The organism is Castellaniella sp. (genome assembly GCF_034675845.1).
Taxonomy (GTDB): Bacteria; Pseudomonadota; Gammaproteobacteria; order Burkholderiales; family Burkholderiaceae_B; genus Castellaniella.
Genome location: NZ_JAUCCU010000001.1, coordinates 545,357 through 564,199, shown reverse-complemented (window position 1 = coordinate 564,199; position 18,843 = coordinate 545,357). Strand labels below are relative to the sequence as shown.

Here is an 18,843-nt window from a genome sequence, read left to right as displayed (position 1 = left end):
CCATCGCGATTCGGGCATGGATGGCGGGTGTATGATTTCGGCATGAAAACCTACCCCACTATTGAAGACATTGTCGGCTCCACTCCCCTGGTGCGCCTGCAGCGTGTGCCAGGGGATGCCGGAGATACGCGCGGCAATGTCATTCTGGCAAAACTCGAAGGCAATAACCCGGCAGGCTCTGTCAAGGACCGTGCTGCGCTCAGCATGATCCGCCAGGCCGAGCAGCGTGGCGACATTCGTCCTGGCGATACCTTGATCGAGGCCACCAGCGGCAATACCGGTATTGCACTGGCCATGGCCGCTGCAGTGCGTGGATACCGCATGATTCTGCTGATGCCGGACAACTCGTCCCAAGAGCGCTGTGCTGCCATGACCGCCTATGGGGCGCAGCTGATCCTGACGCCCGCCGATCAGGGCGGGATGGAATATGCCCGTGATAAGGCCTTGCAGATGCAGTCCGATGGCCTGGGCGTGGTGCTGGACCAGTTTTCCAATGAAGACAACCCGCGCGCGCACCGCGAAACCACCGGCCCGGAAATCTGGGAGCAGACGGATGGCCAGGTCACGCACTTTGTCAGTGCCATGGGCACCACCGGCACCATCATGGGGGTCGGAGACTATCTGCGCTCGCGCAATCCAGCGATCCAGGTGATTGGCGCCCAGCCAGCCGATGGGGCGCATATTCCCGGCATCCGCAAATGGCCTGAAGCCTATCAGCCCAGTATCTATCGCCCGGATCAGATCAACGCTTTCCAGCCGATCAGCCAAGACCAGGCTGAGGCCATGGCGCGTCGCTTGGCTGCCGAGGAAGGCATTTTTGGCGGTATATCCTCGGCGGGTGCAGCCGTGGCCGCCTTGCGGGTAGCGGCGACGGTGCGCGATGCCACGATTGTTTTTATTGTCTGCGATCGAGGCGACCGCTACCTGTCCACTGGCGTGTTCGGCTGACGCCTCTGCTGCCAAACAGAGGCGCACGGTCAATCAATTTAAGCTGTCAGGATCACCATAACCGACACGATCAGCGATCTCGTGGGCCAGCTCGGCCACCGATGCGGCATAGAAATAGCTGCGGTTGTAGTGCGTAATGGCAAAGAAATTCGGCGTTACTGTGCGGTAATCGTGGGTGCCCCGGATTTCATCCTGCAAATCGATCACCCCTAAGGGCTGGGCTTCCCAGTGGCTGTTGCGTCGCCCCGGCAGGGCCTGGGCCCCTGCGGCCTGCAGGCGCGTCCAATCCGTGGTGGGCGCCAGGCCTTCCTGCAACAAGGGGGCGACGCGCTCAGGCAGCCTGACAGGCGCGAATACCGGCACATCGCGTACCCAGCCGTGCAACTGCAAGAAACGCCCCACCGAGGCAATCGCATCATCCACATTGTTGGCCAGGTCGATTCGGCCATCGCCGTCGCCGTCGGCAGCGTAGCGCATCAGGCTGCCGGGCATGAATTGCGGCAAACCCATGGCCCCTGCAAAAGAGCCCTCGACCGTGTATGCGTCCAACTGTCCCTGATGGTCCAGCAGAATCAGGTCGGCCAGTTGCTGGCGAAACATGGCCTGTCGCTCGGGGCGCTTCGGGTCTGGATAACGAAAGCCCAGTGTCGTCAGGGTATCCAGCACCCGGTAGTCGCCGGTGTATTGGCCATAGACGGTTTCGATGCCAATAATGGCCACCAGAATGGATGGTGGCACCCCGGTGCGGGCGCTGACCTGATCTAGTGTCTGGCGGTGGTCCTGCCAGAAAGCCACCCCCCGGCGGGTGCGGATGGGGTCCACATGGCGTTGGCGGTAGCTTTGCCAGGCACGACGGATGCGGCCGCTGCGAGAGGGGGGCGTCATCAAACGTACGGCGGTTTCGTTGTAGCGCGCATTGCGCAACAACGCCTCTACCTGGCTTTCCGGGATTTGTTGGTCAGCTGCGGTCTGGCGGGCAAAAGCCTGGATTTCAGCGAACAAGACACCATTCGTATTGACGAAGTCTCCGGCTTTAAGAGAGGCTTGGCCGGATTTTTGAGTTCTGTTAGAATTGATACGATCGTTTGAAACGATTGTTTGATTTTGGGCCTTATCGAGGCCTGTTGCCGGAAGGCTGCCGTGGTCGCCATGGCTGCTGGCACAGCCCGATAAGAAAAACGACGCTACGGCAACTTGCAAAAAACGGGTTGGTCTGAACATAATCGCCCTTATGGAGACGCTATATATTACTCATCCCGCCTGCCGCCTGCATGAAATGGGCGACTGGCATCCGGAATCCCCCTCGCGCCTGGATGCGGTATCCGATCAATTGGTCGCCAGCGGTTTGATGGGGTTTTTGATGCCACAGCAGGCGCGTTCAGCACAGCCTGAGGATGTGCTGCGGATACACACGCCTGATTATCTGGATTTTTTACGTCGGCACTCCCCTGCTGAAGGCTATTTTCCGGTTGATCCAGATACCGTGATGAATTCGCACACACTGGATGCCGCCTGGGCCGCTGCGGGGGCGGGCTTGACCGCCCTGGACGAAATCCTGACGGGGCAGGCCAAGACGGCCTTTTGCGCCATACGTCCCCCAGGCCATCATGCCCGACCAAGCCAGGCGCTGGGGTTTTGCTTTTTCAACAATATCGCGATTGCCGCGCGCTATGCCCAGGATTGCTATGGGCTTGATCGTGTCGCCATCGTTGATTTTGATGTACACCATGGCAATGGCACCGAAGAAGTTTTTGTGCACGATGAACGTGTCATGATGTGCAGTTTTTATCAATACCCGCTGTTTCCTGACACCCGCCAGGAAAACGTTGGGCCCAACATGATCAATGTGCCTGTGGATGCCTATTCGGATGGTCAGGTCGTGCGCGATATCGTCACCGCTCGCTGGTTGCCGGCCTTGCGCCGATTTCAGCCACAGCTGGTTCTGATTTCCGCAGGATTCGATGCCCACCGAGAGGACGACATGGGCAGCCTGAAACTGGTCGAGGCCGATTACGCCTGGATCACCCAACGCCTGGTCGAGGTCGCTGACGAGTCTGCTCAAGGGCGGATCGTCAGCTTCCTGGAAGGCGGTTATGACCTGTCTTCCCTGGGACGCAGCGCGGTGGCGCATGTGCGGGCGCTGGGGGGTTACTAGCATGCATCGGGGACCGTTTTTTCAGTTCCTATGTCCATATTCCATTCTCTCTTTACTCAGGAGTTAGCTCGATGAAGGTCCTGGTACCGGTCAAGCGCGTCGTAGACTTCAACGTCAAAGTACGCGTCAAATCTGATCACACTGGCGTGGATATTGCCAATGTCAAAATGTCCATGAACCCCTTTGACGAAATTGCCGTCGAAGAAGCTGTCCGCCTCAAGGAAAAAGGCGTGGTCACCGAAGTCGTGGCCGTGTCCTGCGGGGTGACTCAATGTCAGGAAACCCTGCGTACCGCCATGGCCATTGGGGCCGATCGCGGCATCCTGGTCCAGGACGATGCGGAGCTTCAGCCGCTGGCCGTGGCCAAGATCCTGGCGGCACTGGCCCAAAAAGAGCAGCCCCAGTTGGTGATTTTGGGCAAGCAGGCCATCGATGATGACGCCAATCAGACCGGCCAGATGCTGGCCGCCTTGCTGGATTGGCCGCAGGCTACCAATGCCAGCCAGGTCGAAGTCCAGGATGGCCGTGTCCAGGTCATCCGCGAGGTCGATGGCGGCCTGGAAACCCTCAGCCTGGCCTTGCCTGCGGTGATTACCACGGATCTGCGCCTGAACGAGCCGCGCTACGTGACGCTGCCCAACATCATGAAGGCCAAGAAAAAACCCCTGGAGACCGTCACGCCGGCGGATCTGCAGGTCAATGCCGCGCCGCGCCTCAAGACCCTCAAGGTCACCGAGCCGCCTAGCCGCTCGGCAGGCGTGGTTGTGCCGGATGTGGCAACGTTGGTCGATAAACTGAAAAACGAAGCGAAGGTGGTGTAAATGAGCATTCTGGTTATTGCTGAACACGATAATGCCCAGTTGGGTGCCTCGACCCGCAATGTCATTGCGGCGGCGGCAGCCCTGGGTGGAAATGTCGACGTGCTGGTGGCGGGCTTGGGTGCCCAGACTGTGGCGGATCAGGCTGCCAAGACTGCCTCGGTCAGCAAAGTCCTGTTGGCCGATGGGCCAGCCCTGGCCGATGGCCTGGCCGAAAATCTGGCCGCCCAGGTGCTGCAGTTGGCTGGTGGCTACAGCCACATCTTGTTTGCCGCGACCGCATCCGGCAAGAACATCGCTCCGCGCGTGGCAGCCAAGCTTGATGTGGCCCAGATCTCCGACATTATTGCGGTTGAATCCAGCGATACTTTTGTGCGGCCTATCTATGCCGGCAATGCGCTGGCCACGGTGCAATCTACGGATGCCAAAAAGGTCATCACGGTGCGTACCACCGGCTTTGACCCGGTGGCCGCCGACGGTGGCAGTGCTGTCATCGAGACCATCGACGCCATCGCGGATTCCGGCAAGTCGTCCTTTGTCGGCCGCGAGCTGGCCAAGAGCGATCGCCCGGATCTGACTGCCGCCTCGGTGGTGGTATCCGGTGGCCGGGGTCTGGGCAGCGCAGAGAACTTCAAGCTCCTGGAGGCCTTGGCCGATAAGCTCGGTGCGGCGCTGGGCGCGTCGCGTGCCGCCGTGGATGCAGGTTATGCCCCCAATGACTGGCAGGTGGGCCAGACCGGCAAGATCGTCGCGCCGCAGCTCTACATCGCAGTGGGCATATCTGGTGCTATCCAGCACCTGGCCGGGATGAAGGACTCCAAGGTCATCGTTGCCATCAACAAGGACGCCGAAGCACCCATTTTCGGGGTGGCTGATTATGGTCTGGTGGCTGACTTGTTCCAGGCAGTGCCCGAACTTACCGGCGCACTGTAACGCATCGTCTGTTTGCGGGCCTTCAGGGGGTTCCTCCTGGGCTCGCTTTCTCAATGCATATGCAGGGGTCCTGTGGCCGGCATGTGCGCACCACAGGAAAAACCATGACATATCAGGTTCCTACCCAGGATATCCGTTTCGTTTTGCGTGAACTGGCTGATCTGGGCGGCGTGCTGGCATTGCCCGGCTATGAAGAGGTCTCGGATGACCTCGTGGATGCCGTGCTGGAAGAAAACGCCCGCTTTGTCGAACAAGAAATCGCCCCGCTCAATTGGGCTGGCGATACCCAGCCTGCCCAGTGGCATGATGGCGCAGTACGGACCACACCGGGCTTCCAGGCGGCATTCCAGGCGTATGCTCAAGGCGGTTGGCAGGGCCTGCCCCACGAAACCGAATTTGGCGGCCAGGGTCTGCCAAAGCTAGTGTCCGCCCCCGTGACCGAGAGCTTCAATGCAGGCAATCTCTCATTTTCCTTGTGTCCGCTGCTGACTGACGGGGTGATCGAGGCGCTGTCCATGGTGGGTACGCCTGAACAGAAAACACGTTTTATTCCCCCGCTGCTGGAAGGCCGCTGGACCGGCACCATGAATCTGACCGAGCCTCAGGCCGGGTCGGATCTGGCACTGCTGAATGCTCGTGCAGTGCGCCAGGATGATGGCAGTTATCGCATCAGCGGCCAGAAGATTTTCATTACATACGGCGATCACGACCTGGCTGAGAACATCATCCATCTGGTGTTGGCCCGCACCCCCGATGCCCCCAAGGGCGTCAAGGGAATCTCGTTATTCATCGTGCCTAAGTTTCTAGTGCAGGATGACGGTAGCCTGGGTCCGCGCAACGATGTGTATTGTGCTTCCCTGGAGCATAAGCTGGGCATTCACGGCAGCCCCACTGCAGTGCTGCTGTATGGCTCCAATAAGGGCGAGGTGGGCGAGGGGGCTGTCGCTTATCTGATCGGCCAGGAAAATCGCGGCCTGGAATACATGTTCATCATGATGAATGCCGCCCGGTATGCCGTGGGCCTGCAGGGGGTGGCCGTGTCCGAGCGCGCCTTGCAGCATGCGCGCGCCTATGCTGCCGATCGTATTCAGGGCAATGCGCTGGAAGGCTCAAGTGGCCCAGTGTCCATCGATCATCATCCCGATGTTGCCCGCATGCTGGGCATGATGCGAGGGCTGACCGAAGGCGCGCGGGCGGTGGCCTATGTCGCTGCCGGATATCGCGACAAGGCCGCCCATGCGGCTGATCCGGCCCAGCAGGCACAGGCCAAGGCCATCTATGAATACTCGGTGCCTATCGTCAAGGCCTACTCGACAGAGTCTTCCCTAGAGGTCGCGTCCTTGGGGGTGCAGGTGCATGGCGGCATGGGCTTCATCGAGGAAACCGGCGCCGCGCAGTATTACCGCGATGCCCGCATTCTGCCGATCTACGAGGGCACCACGGCGATCCAGGCCAATGACTTTATCGGTCGCAAGATCGTGCGCGATGGGGGGCAGGTGGCCTTGGGGCAAATTGCGGCGATGCGCGATACCGTGGCTGCGCTACGCGCGGCTGTCGGGGAGCACGCCCAGGCTTTGCAGCATATTGCCCAGGCGCTGGATGATGCCGCTCTGGCCTATGAGTCGGCAGTGGGTTTTGTGTTGGCCCATGTGCGCGAGGACATCCGCAGCGTGTTCGTCGGCAGCGTGCCTTGTCTGATGCTGGCAGGCACGGCCCATGCAGGCTGGCAGTTGGGGCGGGCGGCACTGGCTGCAGTGGCGGCTTTGCAAAGCGGGACGACCGATGCTTATTACAGCCGCAAGATTGCCACTGCCGTACAGTTTGCCGTGCATGTATTGCCGCGTGCGGCCGCGCTGAATGCCGCCGTCCAGGCCGGGGGGCTGGCGAACCAGTATGCACAGGCAAATCAGATATAGATATAACTCAGAAGTATTTCAACAATGTTCTATATTCTGCAAGAATCTTAAGTGTCTAAACAAATTGGTTGCCCGGACTGTCCGGGCAGCCGACACTTCAAGGAGTTTTTGATGGCCACTTTGCGTCTGGGCGATGTAGCCCCCGACTTCGAACAGGATTCGTCACTGGGGAAGATCAAATTTCATGAATGGCTGGGCAATGGCTGGGGCGTGTTGTTTTCCCACCCCGCTGACTTCACCCCAGTATGCACAACCGAGCTGGGTTATACGGCGATTGTGTCCGGTGACTTCGCCAAACGCGGTGCCAAGGTCATCGCTGTGTCAGTTGATGGCAAGCAGTCGCATATCGACTGGATCAAGGACATCAACGACACCCAGAATACCGATGTCCAGTATCCGATCCTGGCCGACGAAGACCGCAAGGTTGCCAATCTGTACGACATGATCCACCCCAACGCCAGTACCACGGCCACGGTGCGCTCGGTGTTCGTGATCGATCCGAACAAAAAAATCCGTCTGATCCTGACCTACCCGGCCAGCACCGGCCGTAATTTTGATGAAATTCTGCGTGCTCTGGACTCTATCCAACTGACCGACAATTACAGCGTGGCCACGCCGGTGAACTGGAAACAGGGCGAGGACGTCATCATTGCTCCGTCACTGAAGGATCCGGCTGTTCTGAAAGAAAAGTTCCCCAAGGGCTATAAGGAAGTGCGTCCCTATCTGCGTACTACCCCGCAGCCTGATCTGTAAGCGGTTTTCAGGTTTTTGCAGGATCTGCAGGCCCGGTTTTCGCCGGGCCTGTTGCAATTTTGAGCTTGCACAAACAACTGTGTTTAATTACAGTTTCTATAAAGCTGTATATAAACTCAGTAGATAAGCAGATCCAGGAGACCTCATGATAAGAATCGTTCAAGACATCCTCATGGTCGTGTTGTGGGCGGCCATGGTTCCAGGGCTGATGTGGTTCGGCGTCGTATTGGGTTTCTGATATAATCTTTGGTTTACTGCATCCTCTGCCAGGGCGCTAAATCTATCCAATAGCCCTATCCATGATGCTTCGGAGCCCACTGTGAATCTCATCGAAACCCTTGAACAAGAAGAAATTGCGCGCCTGAGCGAAGGCCGTACCATCCCGGCCTTTGGCCCGGGCGACACCGTGATCGTTGGCGTGAACGTCATCGAAGGCACGCGCCGCCGTGTCCAGGCCTACGAAGGTGTGGTCATTGGTCGCCGCAACCGTGGCCTGAATTCCGCTTTTACCGTGCGCAAGATCTCGTCCGGCGAAGCCGTCGAGCGTACCTTCCAGCTGTACTCCCCGCAGATCGCCTCCATCGAGGTCAAGCGCCGTGGTGATGTTCGCCGCGCTAAGCTCTACTACCTGCGTGGTCGTACCGGCAAGGCCGCCCGCATCAAGGAAAAGCTCGTCCGCAAGGCCGTGTAATTTCCGGCTGTTTGCAGGTATCAAAAAAAGCACCCCATGGGGTGCTTTTTTTGTTCGGGTTTGCCATCAGCTCGCTTCCTGCCGATAATTGGTCTTTCTGCTGTTAGGCGCTTGTGGCTCATGGCACTCCAGATTTTACCCCCGGATTTTCAGCGCTCGGATACTTTTGATCCGACCTCGCAGCCTGTTTTGCCGGGGATACCGTTGCCAGTCCTGCCTGACGAGTGTTTGCAGCTTGCTTACATTCGTGATGCTTTTTTGCGCAGCGTTCCTTGGCAGGTCGAACCTTTGTTTGCCGAGTCTTTCGTGCCAGCAGGGCCAGCCTATGCATCGGCGCGGCATGCGGCGGTGCTGATGCCTTTGGTGCAGCGCACACACGGCCTGAACATGCTATTTACCCGGCGCGCCGCTCATCTGCATGACCATGCGGGGCAGATCAGCTTTCCTGGCGGCTGTATTGAACCCGGCGATATCGATGCCGTGGATACGGCCATGCGTGAAACCCACGAGGAAATCGGTGTCGGGCGCCAGTCTGTGCAAATCATGGGGATACAGCCCAGCCTGCTGACCACGACGGGATTTCTGATGGCGCCGGTCGTCGGAGAACTGCTGCCAGGCTTTAGTCTTGTGCCGGACCAGTCCGAGGTCGCCGAAGTCTTTGAAGTCCCGTTGCGGGTGCTGATGGACCCCACACAGTATCGCCTGCACCAGTTGCAGACCGCCTGGGGGCATGGCCGCTGTTATTTCTCTGTGCGCTGGCAGTCATACTTCATTTGGGGTGCCACCGCGATATTGCTGCGTAACTTCTACTATTTTCTGGCTGCTTCGGCGGGCTTGGCTGACCACCACCCTAATCGCTAAAAGCGTTTAGCAGCCTCGTTTTCGGCCAGGATGCGCAGATACAGGGCGTGTCGGCTGGCAGAAATAGCGCCGCTGGCCATGGCTGCCAGCACCCCGCAGCCGGGTTCGTGCCGGTGGGTGCAGTTGTAAAACCGGCATTCGGCGATCGCTGGGGCAAACTCCGGAAAGCCCTGCTCGATTTCACGCGGGCTCAGGTGATGCAGGCCAAAAGCCTGGAAACCCGGAGAGTCAATCAGATCACCCCCGCCAGGCAGCACGTACAGCCGCGTGTCTGTCGTGGTGTGGCGCCCAGTACCCAGGGCCTCTGAGTGCATTTGCGTGGCCGCCTGGGCTTCTGGCACCAGGGCATTCAGCAAAGTAGATTTACCCATGCCGCTTTGGCCCAGAAGCAGCGTGCAACGATCCCGCAGCAGGGGTGCCAGATTCTGCTGCACCTGGTCTGGGTCCAGGGCGCTGATGGTCAGTACGGGTACTCCCAGGGATTCTGTGGTGCGCAGGCGGGCCCGGGCGACAGCCGTGCTGGGCAGGTCAGCCTTGTTCAGCACAATCTGAACGGCAATCCCCGCACTGCTGGCAGCCACCAGGGCGCGCCCGACCAGATCATCCGAGAATTCTGGTTCGGCAGCCAATACCAGCAGCAACTGGTCGATATTGGCGGCGAAGATCTTGCTGCGTTGGGCGTCTGACCGATAGAACAGATTGCGGCGCGGCAGGGTTTGGGTAATGACCCCTTCTTGCAGGCCCTCGGGCTGGATGATGACTTGATCGCCGACGGCCAAGCCGGTTTTCTTGCCCCGGGTGTAGCAGTGACGGGTTTGCTCTGTGGCGGCAATGGCTACCCGGTAGTGGCGGCCATGGGCGGCAACGATGCGGCCCTGCAAGGTGGAGGCCTCAGACATTGCGTAAATGAGCAATCCGCACCGCAGCCGGGGGATGGCTGTCGTACCAGGCTGAATGGATGGGGTCGGGGGTCAAGGTGGCGGCATTGTCGTCGTAGAGCTTGACCAAGGCGCTGATCAGCGGCTGGGCCCCGCATTGTTGTACGGCATAGCGGTCGGCCTGGAATTCGTCGCGTCGCGACAGCAGGCTGGCCAGGGGCGCCACCCAAAATGTGAACACCGGCAGGGTCAGCATGAACAGCACCAGCGCCAGGCCGTCATTGGGCCGTCCTAACTGAGGCAGTACGCCCAGGTCCGTGTAAAACCACAGTTGGCCGGACACCCAGGCCAATAGTTGCAGGAAAATGCCGGCCGTGACAAAGCTGATCGTGATGCGTCGCAAAATATGATGATGGGCAAAATGGCCTAGCTCGTGAGCCAGGACGGCTTCGACCTCGTCGGTATTCAGGCGCGCCAGCAAGGTGTCGAAAAACACGATGCGGCGGTGGCGGCCAAAGCCTGTGAAATAAGCATTGCCGTGGGCCGAGCGGCGTGAGCCGTCCATGACATACAGACCGTCCAGGCCGAAATGGCAGCGTTCGGCCAACTGCTGGATGCGCTGGCCGAGAAGCGGGTCGTCGAGTGGGGTAAACCGATTGAAGAGTGGGGCGATGAAACTGGGATATAGCCATAGTGTCAGGAGATTGAACACTACCCAGACTCCCCAGGCCCACCAGGCCCAGTCTGGTCCGGCGGAGTCCATCAGCCATAGAATAGCCGCCAGTAGCGGGGTGCCCAACACCAGGGTGACCGCCAGCATTTTCAGGGCGTCACTGATGAACAGGCGCGGCGTCATGCGGTTAAAACCGAAACGGGCCTCCAGGCGGAAGGTGCGCCAAGCGGTAAAGGCCATGCCCACAATCCCCAGCAGTGCCAGCACCCAGCCCACCAGCGCCAACTGGCGCCAGAGTTCAGTGTCGATCAGCCGCCCCAGGATCAGGTCCATCTGTTGCAGTCCGCCCATCAGCGTCAAGGCCAGCAGGATGGCGGCTTCGACGACGCGTTCTATCATGGTTAATTGGCAGCGTGCGACGGTATAGTCGGCTGCCCGCTGGTGGCTGCGCAGGGCGATATGTTCAGCAAAGGCGGCGGGCACCGCATCGCGGTGAGCCTGCACGTGGCGGATCTGACGAAATGCCAGCCAATAACGGATGCAGAGGTCACCGAGCAGGCAGGCGATAAAAAGAATGGTCAGCATGTCGGGGTGGCCAATGTGCGAAAATCGGGGTTTTACTATCAAGGATTATAGGTGATGACAGCGAACGATCAGCGTCTGATCTGGCTAGATATGGAAATGTCTGGCCTGGACCCCGAAAAAGAGCGCATCCTGGAGATCGCCCTGATAGTGACCGAACCCGACCTGACCGAGGTCGCCCAGGCGCCGGTGCTGGTGGTGCATCAGCCTGCTGCCGTGTTGGACGGCATGGACAAGTGGAACCAGTCCACGCATGGCAAAAGCGGCTTGATCGAGCGCGTGCGGACCTCTACCCTGACTGAAGCTCAGGTTGAAGACATTTTGCTGGAATTCCTGGCCCCGTTGGTGCCAACGGGAAAATCCCCCATGTGCGGCAACACCATCGGCCAGGATCGCCGCTTCATGGTGAAATACATGCCCCGCCTGGAGGCCTATTTCCATTACCGCAACCTGGATGTCAGCACACTCAAGGAACTCTCCTTGCGTTGGAAGCCCGAGGTCTATCGCAGCTTTACCAAGGCCAGCAAGCACGAGGCCTTGGCCGATATCCAGGAGTCCATCAATGAGCTCAAGCACTATCGGGAACATTTTCTGAAGTTGTGACACATCCAGGGGGCTTTGCATGTCCAATATTGCCGGTATCGGGACGGATTTATTGCGGGTGGATCGCATAGAACGCATAGTCGATCGTCATGGCTTGCGTTTTGCGCAGCGTATTCTGGGCGAAGACGAACTGCTGGTGCATGCCCGGCGAACAGCGCGCGACCCGCGCCGGGGGGTCTTGTATCTGGCAACCCGCTTTGCCGCCAAAGAAGCCTTCTCCAAGGCCATTGGCCTGGGCATCCATATGCCCATGACGTGGTCGCGTGTGCAAATCCTCAACCGCCGGGGCGGAGCCCCAGAAATCTACCTGTCAAGCCCCTTGAAGGACTGGTACGATGCCCGCTTCGGGGTCGCCCATGTCTCCATGACCGACGAATCCAATATGGTGGCCGCCTTTGTGGTCATCGAGTCCCTTTCCTGACATGCACCTAGCAAACCCCATGCCTGAAATCCTGCCCCCCGGTCCCGTGATGGTGGACATCGACGGTGTTGAACTCACCGAGGCCGAACGACTGCGCTTGCGTCATCCCCAGGTAGGCGGCGTTATTCTGTTTACCCGTAATTTTGCTGATCGTGCCCAGTTGACTGCTCTGTGCGCAGCCATCCATGCGGCCCGTGACGAATCCCTGTTGATTGCCGTGGACCACGAGGGCGGACGCGTGCAGCGTTTTCGCACCGATGGCTTTACCCCGCTGCCGGCCATGCACACCCTGGGACGGTGGTATGAGCAAGACCCTCAGGCGGCGCTGCATGGGGCCACTGAAGTCGGCTTTGTGCTGGCCTCCGAGCTACGTGCCTGCGGGGTGGACTTCAGCTTTACGCCAGTCCTGGACCTGGATTATGGCGTCAGCCAGGTCATCGGCAATCGCGCATTTCACAGTGACCCTGCCGTGGTGGCTTTATTGGCGCGGGCGCTGGTGCAGGGGCTGGCTCAGGCCGGTATGGCGGCGTGTGGCAAGCATTTTCCCGGGCATGGCGCGGTGGCGGCTGATTCCCACCATGCCATTCCGGTGGATGATCGCACCCTGGATGAAATCCTGGAGACTGATGCCGCCCCCTATGGCTGGCTGGGAGACCTGGTCATCCCGTCCGTGATGCCTGCCCATGTGATTTATCCCCAGGTCGATCCCAGTCCGGCCGGGTTCTCGCGCCACTGGGTCACCGGGATCCTGCGCGAACAACTGGGCTACGAGGGCGTGGTGTTTTCTGACGACCTGACGATGGAAGGCGCCAGCGTGGCGGGCGACATTCATGCCCGTGCTCAGGCCGCTCTGGCGGCAGGTTGCGACATGGTGCTGGTGTGCAATCGTCCCGATCTGGCCGATGAATTGTTGGCGGGTCTGGCTGGCCGACCACTGGATTTCCAGGCAGTACGCCGTATCCGTCGCCTGATGCCTTCCGCCCCGGCTCCTGATTGGACTGGGCTGTTATCCGACCCCAGGTATTTGCGTGCCCGAAACTTTCGATCTGAAAACCTTCCTGGCTGATCTGCCGCACCTGCCGGGGGTGTATCGGCATCTGGATGCCGAAGGTACCGTCCTGTATGTCGGCAAGGCCCGCGATCTGAAGCGCAGGGTCAGTTCGTATTTCCAGAAATCCGGCCATGGCCCGCGCATCGCACATATGCTGGCGCGGGTGGTGCGTACCGAAATCACGGTCACGCGCACCGAGGCTGAAGCCCTGATCCTGGAAAACAACCTGATCAAGCGCCTCAAGCCCCGCTACAACATTCTGTTTCGGGATGATAAATCCTATCCTTATCTGCACATCACCGATCACGAGGCCCCGCGCATCGTGTACTACCGCGGCAGTACCCAGGGCAAGGGCCATTTTTTTGGACCTTATCCGAATTCCTGGGCGGTGCGCGAGACCATCAACATTCTGCAGAAAGTCTTTAAGCTGCGTACCTGTGAAGACAGCGTCTATGCCCATCGGACGCGGCCTTGTCTGCTGTATCAGATTGGTCGCTGTTCGGCCCCTTGCGTGGGCAAGATTTCGCTGGAGGACTACCAGGCCGATGTGGACCGCGCCATCCGTTTTCTGGAGGGGCGCACCACCGAGGTCATGGAAGATATCGAAAAACGCATGATGGCGGCTGCCGATGCGCAGGATTTTGAGCAGGCCGCTGCATTGCGCGATCAGATGCGGGCCTTGGCCAAGGTGCTGCAGCAACAGACCATGGAACAGGTGGGCGATGACAGCGCCGACATTATCGCCGTCGAGATATCTGGCGGGCGTGTGTGTGTCAATCTGGCGATGGTGCGTGCCGGTCGACACCTGGGGGATAGGCCGCTGTTTCCCACCCAGGTGGCCCAGGATGAAGCCGCCGAAGATGTGCTGGCGGCGTTTCTGGCTCAGCACTATGCAGATAATCCTGCCCCGCCCGTCCTGGTGTGCAGTCATGCCGTGCCCGATCCTGATCTGGTCACCATGCTGGCTCAGCAGCATGGCCATAAAATCCGCGTGCTGATGCGCCCTCAGGGCACACGTAGAGCCTGGCTGGATCAGGCCCAGCGCAATGCCCGCCTGGCCCTGGCCCAGCGACTGACCGAATCTAGCGCGCGCGAGGCCCGCACCCGTGCTTTGGCGGTTGAATTGGATCTGGATACCGATGACGAGGCCTTGGCCGCATTGCATATCGAATGCTTTGATATCAGTCACACCGCCGGCGAGGCCACCCAGGCGTCCTGCGTGGTGTATCAGCACCATGCCATGCAGCATTCCTTGTACCGTCGTTTCAATATTGCGGGGATCGAGCCTGGCGACGACTATGCCGCCATGCGTCAGGCCTTGAGCCGGCGCTATGCCCGCGTTGCCGATGGCGACGTTGCCATGCCGGATATTGTGCTGATCGATGGCGGCGAAGGTCAGGTGGGTGTGGCCCGCCAAGTGTTCGAGGAGCTTGGTCTGGATGTCAGCCGCATCGTCGGAGTCAAAAAAGGCGACCATCGCAAAGTCGGTCTGGAAACCCTGGTGTTTGTGGATAACCGGCCATCCGTGGCCTTGGGGGTGGAATCGGCCGCCTTGATGCTGGTGGCGGAAGTCCGCGACGAGGCCCATCGCTTTGCCATCACAGGCATGCGTGCGCGCCGGGCGAAGGCCCGCAATGTCTCGCGTCTGGAAGATATCGAGGGTGTCGGCCAGCACCGGCGCCGCAATCTGCTGGCGCGCTTTGGAGGATTCACCGGCGTGGTCGATGCCAGCATCGACGAACTGGCCAGCGTGGCCGGGATCTCGCGACAGCTGGCCGAGCGCATTTATCACGCGCTGCGCTAGATTGCATGCGTTGCCAGCCTGTCGAAGGCCAGTCGGATCAGGTAGTATTACACCTATTATGCCGTTCAATATTCCTATCGCCCTGACATGGCTGCGCATCGCCATGATTCCATTGCTGGTGTGTCTGTACTATCTGCCAGACACCTGGACGGCCTCTGGCTGGCGCGATTGCGCCGCCGCCATTGCCTTCATCATTGCGGCCGTCACAGATTGGTTCGATGGCTATCTGGCACGCCGCTGGAATCAGACCTCGGCCTTTGGGGCTTTTCTGGACCCCGTGGCGGATAAGCTCATGGTCGTGGCTGCCCTGCTGATTCTGCTGCAACTTGGGCGCGTGGATATGTTGATAGCCCTGGTCATCATTGGGCGCGAACTGACCATTTCAGCCCTGCGCGAATGGATGGCAAAAATCGGGGCAGCCAGCAGTGTGGCCGTGCATAGGCTGGGTAAATTCAAGACCGCCTCCCAGATGATTGCCATTCCGTGCCTGTTGTACTGGCAACCCGTCGAAGGCGTCTCCACCCAGCTCGTGGGCACGATTCTGATCGTGATCGCCGCTATTCTGACGGTCTGGTCCATGTGTTATTACCTGAGAAAGGCGTGGCCGGAAATCCAGGCTCGATCTTAGGTCAAGGGGTAAGCATGCTATGGATTGGCCACAGGGGTCGCCAGTAACAGCGCCTGATATCCACCCACCACTGGACCCTGAAGGGCATCCAGCCAGTCCGGGGCGTCGGCAGCTGCTGATCGCCGCACTGATGGTCGGTAGCGGGCTGATCGGGGGATGTGCTGCGGGTACCCCTTGGGCGGCTACTTTTCTCCAGCCCTGGAAAGAACACCTGCAGATGTCAGAAAAAGACTGGCGCAAGATTTTCTCTGAGACCCGTCACCTTGGTTTTCGGCAGGTATATATCCAATGGTTGGGCTGGACTCACGGGGAAGACAACTGGATGCTGTCGGATCAAACCGTGCAGAGCTTGTTGGAAATCGCGCGACAACAGGGGATGACGCTGGTGATCGGCTTGCCGCATGATAGCCGCTGGCAGCAGGTGCTGGGCAGCGATAGTTTATCGGAGATCAGTCGATTTTTTGATGAGACGGTGGCAGATGCTGCTGTGCTGGTCCAGGACAAGACCTGGGCTGCCCACCCTGCATTTAAAGGGTGGTATATCCCTTACGAAATCGAACAGTACAGCTGGGGGTACGATCAGAAGGTACTGTTATTGGCAGATTGGCTAAAAAAATTAGCAGCTACCTTATGGCAAAATAGCCAAGTGGTGCCGTCTATCTCTACTTATTGCAGTCAATTGGATACTCCGCAGACGTTGGCTGCTGTATGGAACGGTATAGTCCAGTATGGTGCCCAGGTTTACCCGCTGATTCAAGATGGTGCGGGCATCTATGGCCAGCCTGATCTGGATGCGTTGAATCAGCTGCAAAAATCTTTGCAATCGCAGGGCATTGCATTCGATCTGATCATCGAGTTGTTTCAGCAACAGCGGCCTGTCGGCCTGGATTCCAGCGATTTCAACGCAGTGACTAGTGCGCCAGAAAGAGTCAGGCAGCAGATATGCCGTTTCGAAGCATCTGGTGCCCGTAAAATAATTGCTTTTTCCGCTTACCCTTGGTTAACCAACAATACCGAGGCAGCCCATATTTTGCGTGCACAGTGGCGGGAATTAGGGTGTTGATGGCGCATCTGTAGGCGATTCGATAATTTCGATGAGGTTTCCATTTGGTAGCAGAAGAAACACAATCCGACGACCGCTGAAGGCGATGGCTGAGGCAGGATCGGCGGTTCTGCGCGCTCCAGTGGACTCCAGCGCTACCAGGGTTGCATCAAATTGCGGCGTGGTAAAAGCTTGGTGGTACATCTTGGTTCGCCGCTTAAGGAAGCCTTCTACCGGAGAGCTTTCCCCACCAGGGGCCAGAATCTCTAGGCGCGGTCCAGGACCGGTCAGAAACCGCCCCTTTATTTTCTGGATAGGATCTGCGAATTCGGGGGATTCCTGGGTATAACCCAATTGCTCCCAGACCTGCTGTTCGCGGTCAAGGTTTTTACAGGCAATGCCAATATGATGAAAAGTGCACCCAAGGCTTTGCAAGGATGTCTTGGACGGTGTGTTCGTCATATGCGCTCATTAAAATTGAAAGTACAGGAATCGTGCTGTGGAGTGCAGATTGAAAGCGGCGTAGATCAGGACGATTAGAGTCAGCAGCAGCCAAGTGGCTGAAGGTCGCCAGCGCATCCAGGGCGCGACGCCAGGAATCTCCCCCTCCAGAGCGGGAGAGTAAGCGCCCAGCAGTTGGACTGAGTTGGGTGCAAACCATACGACCAGCAGCAGTATGATGATCAGAAAACCCTGGGCCCAGCGTTCCAGCAGCAGATGCACCAGATCCATACTGCTCCAGCCTGAGGCCGGATGTAGCATGAGTTGAATGGGGTGCAGTAGCGGTGCCCACGGTTCCATTCCGTTGATCCCGGCCATGCCCTGAATCAGAGCCCAGGCGTCGCTAGTGCTGTTGGCACGAAAAAACAACAGCGCCACGACTGCGCATAGAAAGGTCAGCCCTACATAGGCCGCATGCGACCAGCCAGCCGATGATGTGGTTTTTTTGGGGCCAAACTGGCGCCAGGCATGATTCACGCATAAATAGAATCCATGCAGCAGGCCGAAAATCAGGAACTGCAATCCAGCCCCGTGCCAGACGCCCGCCAGCCCCATGGTGAACAGAGTGGGAAACAACACCATTTCAGAGAAACCTCTGGGTGTCTTGAGCCCTTTCTTCCCGACGGCAAATCCTTTGACTGCCCGTGATCGGGTTATTGCCATGGCGACTGGGTTGTATATATATGCCGTCAGGTAACGGGTCAGCGTCATATGAAAGCGGGTCCAGAACTCAATGATGCCAGTGGATTTATAGGGCGAGTTGAAGTTTAGAGGAAAGCGGATACCAAACATTTTCCCTAAACCCATGGCCATGTCGGAATAGCCGGAAAAGTCAAAGTACAGCTGAAGTGCATAGGCTAGGGCGACGCCCCAGGCAGAGAGAAATTGCAGACCAACAGGGGCGTCAAAGCCCGCCTCGGCCCAGGGGGCGATATTGTCGGCAATCAGGACTTTCTTTGCTAACCCGATGACGAACAAAGTGGTGCCGATAGAAATGTTTTCCACATTGAATCTGTAGATTTTGGCGTCCGCAAATTGCGGCATCATCTCTTTGTGATGCAGAATCGGGCCCGCAATCAGGTGAGGAAAGAAGGTGACAAACAGCACGTAGCTGATGAAGCTTTTTTCCTTGACGGCACCTGCCCGGCAGTCCAGCAGAAAACCAAGCTGGGTAAACGTGAAAAACGAGATGCCAAGCGGCAGGATGATGTCTTGTGCTCCATGCGTGACCAAGCCGTATCCCGTCAGGATGGAGAATACCGCCATCATATATTTGTAATAGAACAGCACCCCCAGGTTGATAACCACGCCGGTGACCAGAATGGATAGTTGTCGCTGGGGGTGGTCTTCTGAAGCCAATACCAATCGTCCGATGCTGTAATTGAACAAAATTGACACAAGCAGCAACAAGACGAAAGGTGGGTTCCACCAGCCGTAGAATACCAATGAGGCAAAACAAAGCCATGCTGCTGCCCAGGATGACCGGATATGTCCGGCCAAGTAGTATCCACCTAAAGAAATTGGCAGAAAAAGCAGAAGAAATGGAAGTGAATTAAAAAGCATGCCGGGATTCCCGATACATCCG

The 18,843-nt window shown here is 58.5% G+C and carries 19 protein-coding genes; 14 read left to right on the top strand and 5 right to left on the bottom strand.

From position 1 onward, the window contains the following. Positions 1-42: 42 nt before the first annotated feature. On the top strand, positions 43-948 hold the full coding sequence (cysM, locus tag VDP81_RS02735) for a cysteine synthase CysM (RefSeq protein ID WP_323011448.1): 906 nt from the start codon (positions 43-45) through the stop codon (positions 946-948). A 33-nt stretch (positions 949-981) separates the two neighbouring features. Here the strand turns inward: cysM and mltB are convergent, their stop codons facing one another. Continuing rightward, positions 982-1,950: a lytic murein transglycosylase B gene (mltB, locus tag VDP81_RS02730; RefSeq protein ID WP_323011447.1), complete on the bottom strand. Its 969-nt coding sequence runs from the start codon at positions 1,948-1,950 to the stop codon at positions 982-984. A gap of 229 nt (positions 1,951-2,179) precedes the next feature. On the opposite strand from mltB, the gene VDP81_RS02725 reads away from it, so the two are divergent. The 7 genes from VDP81_RS02725 (at position 2,180) to VDP81_RS02695 (ending at position 9,075) form a co-directional block, all read left to right on the top strand. After that, entirely contained in the window at positions 2,180-3,103 is a 924-nt protein-coding gene (locus VDP81_RS02725) for a histone deacetylase family protein (protein ID WP_323011446.1), read from the top strand. A 71-nt stretch (positions 3,104-3,174) separates the two neighbouring features. Continuing rightward, positions 3,175-3,924, top strand: a complete 750-nt coding sequence (locus VDP81_RS02720) for an electron transfer flavoprotein subunit beta/FixA family protein (protein WP_323011445.1) — start codon at positions 3,175-3,177, stop codon at positions 3,922-3,924. Then, the gene (locus VDP81_RS02715) at positions 3,925-4,854 is read left to right on the top strand and encodes an electron transfer flavoprotein subunit alpha/FixB family protein (RefSeq protein ID WP_322994533.1); all 930 of its coding nucleotides are present in this window, start codon (positions 3,925-3,927) and stop codon (positions 4,852-4,854) included. A 104-nt stretch (positions 4,855-4,958) separates the two neighbouring features. After that, on the top strand, positions 4,959-6,770 hold the full coding sequence (locus tag VDP81_RS02710) for an acyl-CoA dehydrogenase (protein ID WP_322994534.1): 1,812 nt from the start codon (positions 4,959-4,961) through the stop codon (positions 6,768-6,770). Positions 6,771-6,881: 111 nt separating this feature from the next. Then, positions 6,882-7,523, top strand: a complete 642-nt coding sequence (locus VDP81_RS02705; RefSeq protein WP_322994535.1) for a peroxiredoxin — start codon at positions 6,882-6,884, stop codon at positions 7,521-7,523. 319 nt (positions 7,524-7,842) lie between these two features. Then, positions 7,843-8,214: a 50S ribosomal protein L19 gene (gene rplS, locus VDP81_RS02700; protein WP_323011444.1), complete on the top strand. Its 372-nt coding sequence runs from the start codon at positions 7,843-7,845 to the stop codon at positions 8,212-8,214. A 120-nt stretch (positions 8,215-8,334) separates the two neighbouring features. Beyond that, positions 8,335-9,075, top strand: a complete 741-nt coding sequence (locus tag VDP81_RS02695; protein WP_323011443.1) for a CoA pyrophosphatase — start codon at positions 8,335-8,337, stop codon at positions 9,073-9,075. Here VDP81_RS02695 and rsgA read toward each other — a convergent pair. Together rsgA and VDP81_RS02685 are read right to left on the bottom strand one after the other, a co-directional pair. Next, positions 9,072-9,974 (bottom strand): ribosome small subunit-dependent GTPase A, encoded by a 903-nt coding sequence (gene rsgA / locus VDP81_RS02690; RefSeq protein WP_322994538.1) that lies wholly within the window; start codon positions 9,972-9,974, stop codon positions 9,072-9,074. The two genes, VDP81_RS02695 and rsgA, sit on opposite strands and share 4 nt — an antisense overlap. After that, positions 9,967-11,211, bottom strand: coding sequence for a M48 family metallopeptidase (locus VDP81_RS02685; RefSeq protein ID WP_322994539.1), 1,245 nt, complete (start codon positions 11,209-11,211; stop codon positions 9,967-9,969). Before VDP81_RS02685 ends, rsgA begins: the two co-directional genes overlap by 8 nt. Before the next feature lie 54 nt (positions 11,212-11,265). Here VDP81_RS02685 and orn point away from each other — a divergent pair, with 54 nt between their 5' ends. Genes orn through VDP81_RS02655 form a run of 6 tightly spaced genes read left to right on the top strand, consistent with a single transcriptional unit; the run spans position 11,266 to position 16,778 of the window. Beyond that, positions 11,266-11,811, top strand: a complete 546-nt coding sequence (gene orn, locus VDP81_RS02680) for an oligoribonuclease (RefSeq protein ID WP_323011442.1) — start codon at positions 11,266-11,268, stop codon at positions 11,809-11,811. A 19-nt stretch (positions 11,812-11,830) separates the two neighbouring features. Then, entirely contained in the window at positions 11,831-12,232 is a 402-nt protein-coding gene (gene acpS, locus VDP81_RS02675) for a holo-ACP synthase (protein WP_323011441.1), read from the top strand. 19 nt (positions 12,233-12,251) lie between these two features. Further along, positions 12,252-13,298 (top strand): beta-N-acetylhexosaminidase, encoded by a 1,047-nt coding sequence (gene nagZ, locus VDP81_RS02670; protein ID WP_322994542.1) that lies wholly within the window; start codon positions 12,252-12,254, stop codon positions 13,296-13,298. After that, the gene (gene uvrC, locus VDP81_RS02665) at positions 13,261-15,087 is read left to right on the top strand and encodes an excinuclease ABC subunit UvrC (protein ID WP_323011440.1); all 1,827 of its coding nucleotides are present in this window, start codon (positions 13,261-13,263) and stop codon (positions 15,085-15,087) included. The genes nagZ and uvrC overlap by 38 nt, the downstream gene beginning before the upstream one ends. A gap of 58 nt (positions 15,088-15,145) precedes the next feature. Next, positions 15,146-15,715, top strand: a complete 570-nt coding sequence (gene pgsA / locus VDP81_RS02660) for a CDP-diacylglycerol--glycerol-3-phosphate 3-phosphatidyltransferase (RefSeq protein ID WP_323011439.1) — start codon at positions 15,146-15,148, stop codon at positions 15,713-15,715. A 19-nt stretch (positions 15,716-15,734) separates the two neighbouring features. Beyond that, a complete protein-coding gene (locus VDP81_RS02655) occupies positions 15,735-16,778 on the top strand; it encodes a DUF4434 domain-containing protein (RefSeq protein WP_323011438.1) in 1,044 nt (347 codons plus the stop codon). Here the strand turns inward: VDP81_RS02655 and VDP81_RS02650 are convergent. Beyond that, the gene (locus VDP81_RS02650; RefSeq protein WP_322997000.1) at positions 16,767-17,219 is read right to left on the bottom strand and encodes a VOC family protein; all 453 of its coding nucleotides are present in this window, start codon (positions 17,217-17,219) and stop codon (positions 16,767-16,769) included. The genes VDP81_RS02655 and VDP81_RS02650 overlap by 12 nt on opposite strands. Positions 17,220-17,228: 9 nt before the next feature. Next, positions 17,229-18,821, bottom strand: coding sequence for an MBOAT family O-acyltransferase (locus VDP81_RS02645; protein ID WP_322996999.1), 1,593 nt, complete (start codon positions 18,819-18,821; stop codon positions 17,229-17,231). Positions 18,822-18,843 lie beyond the last annotated feature (22 nt).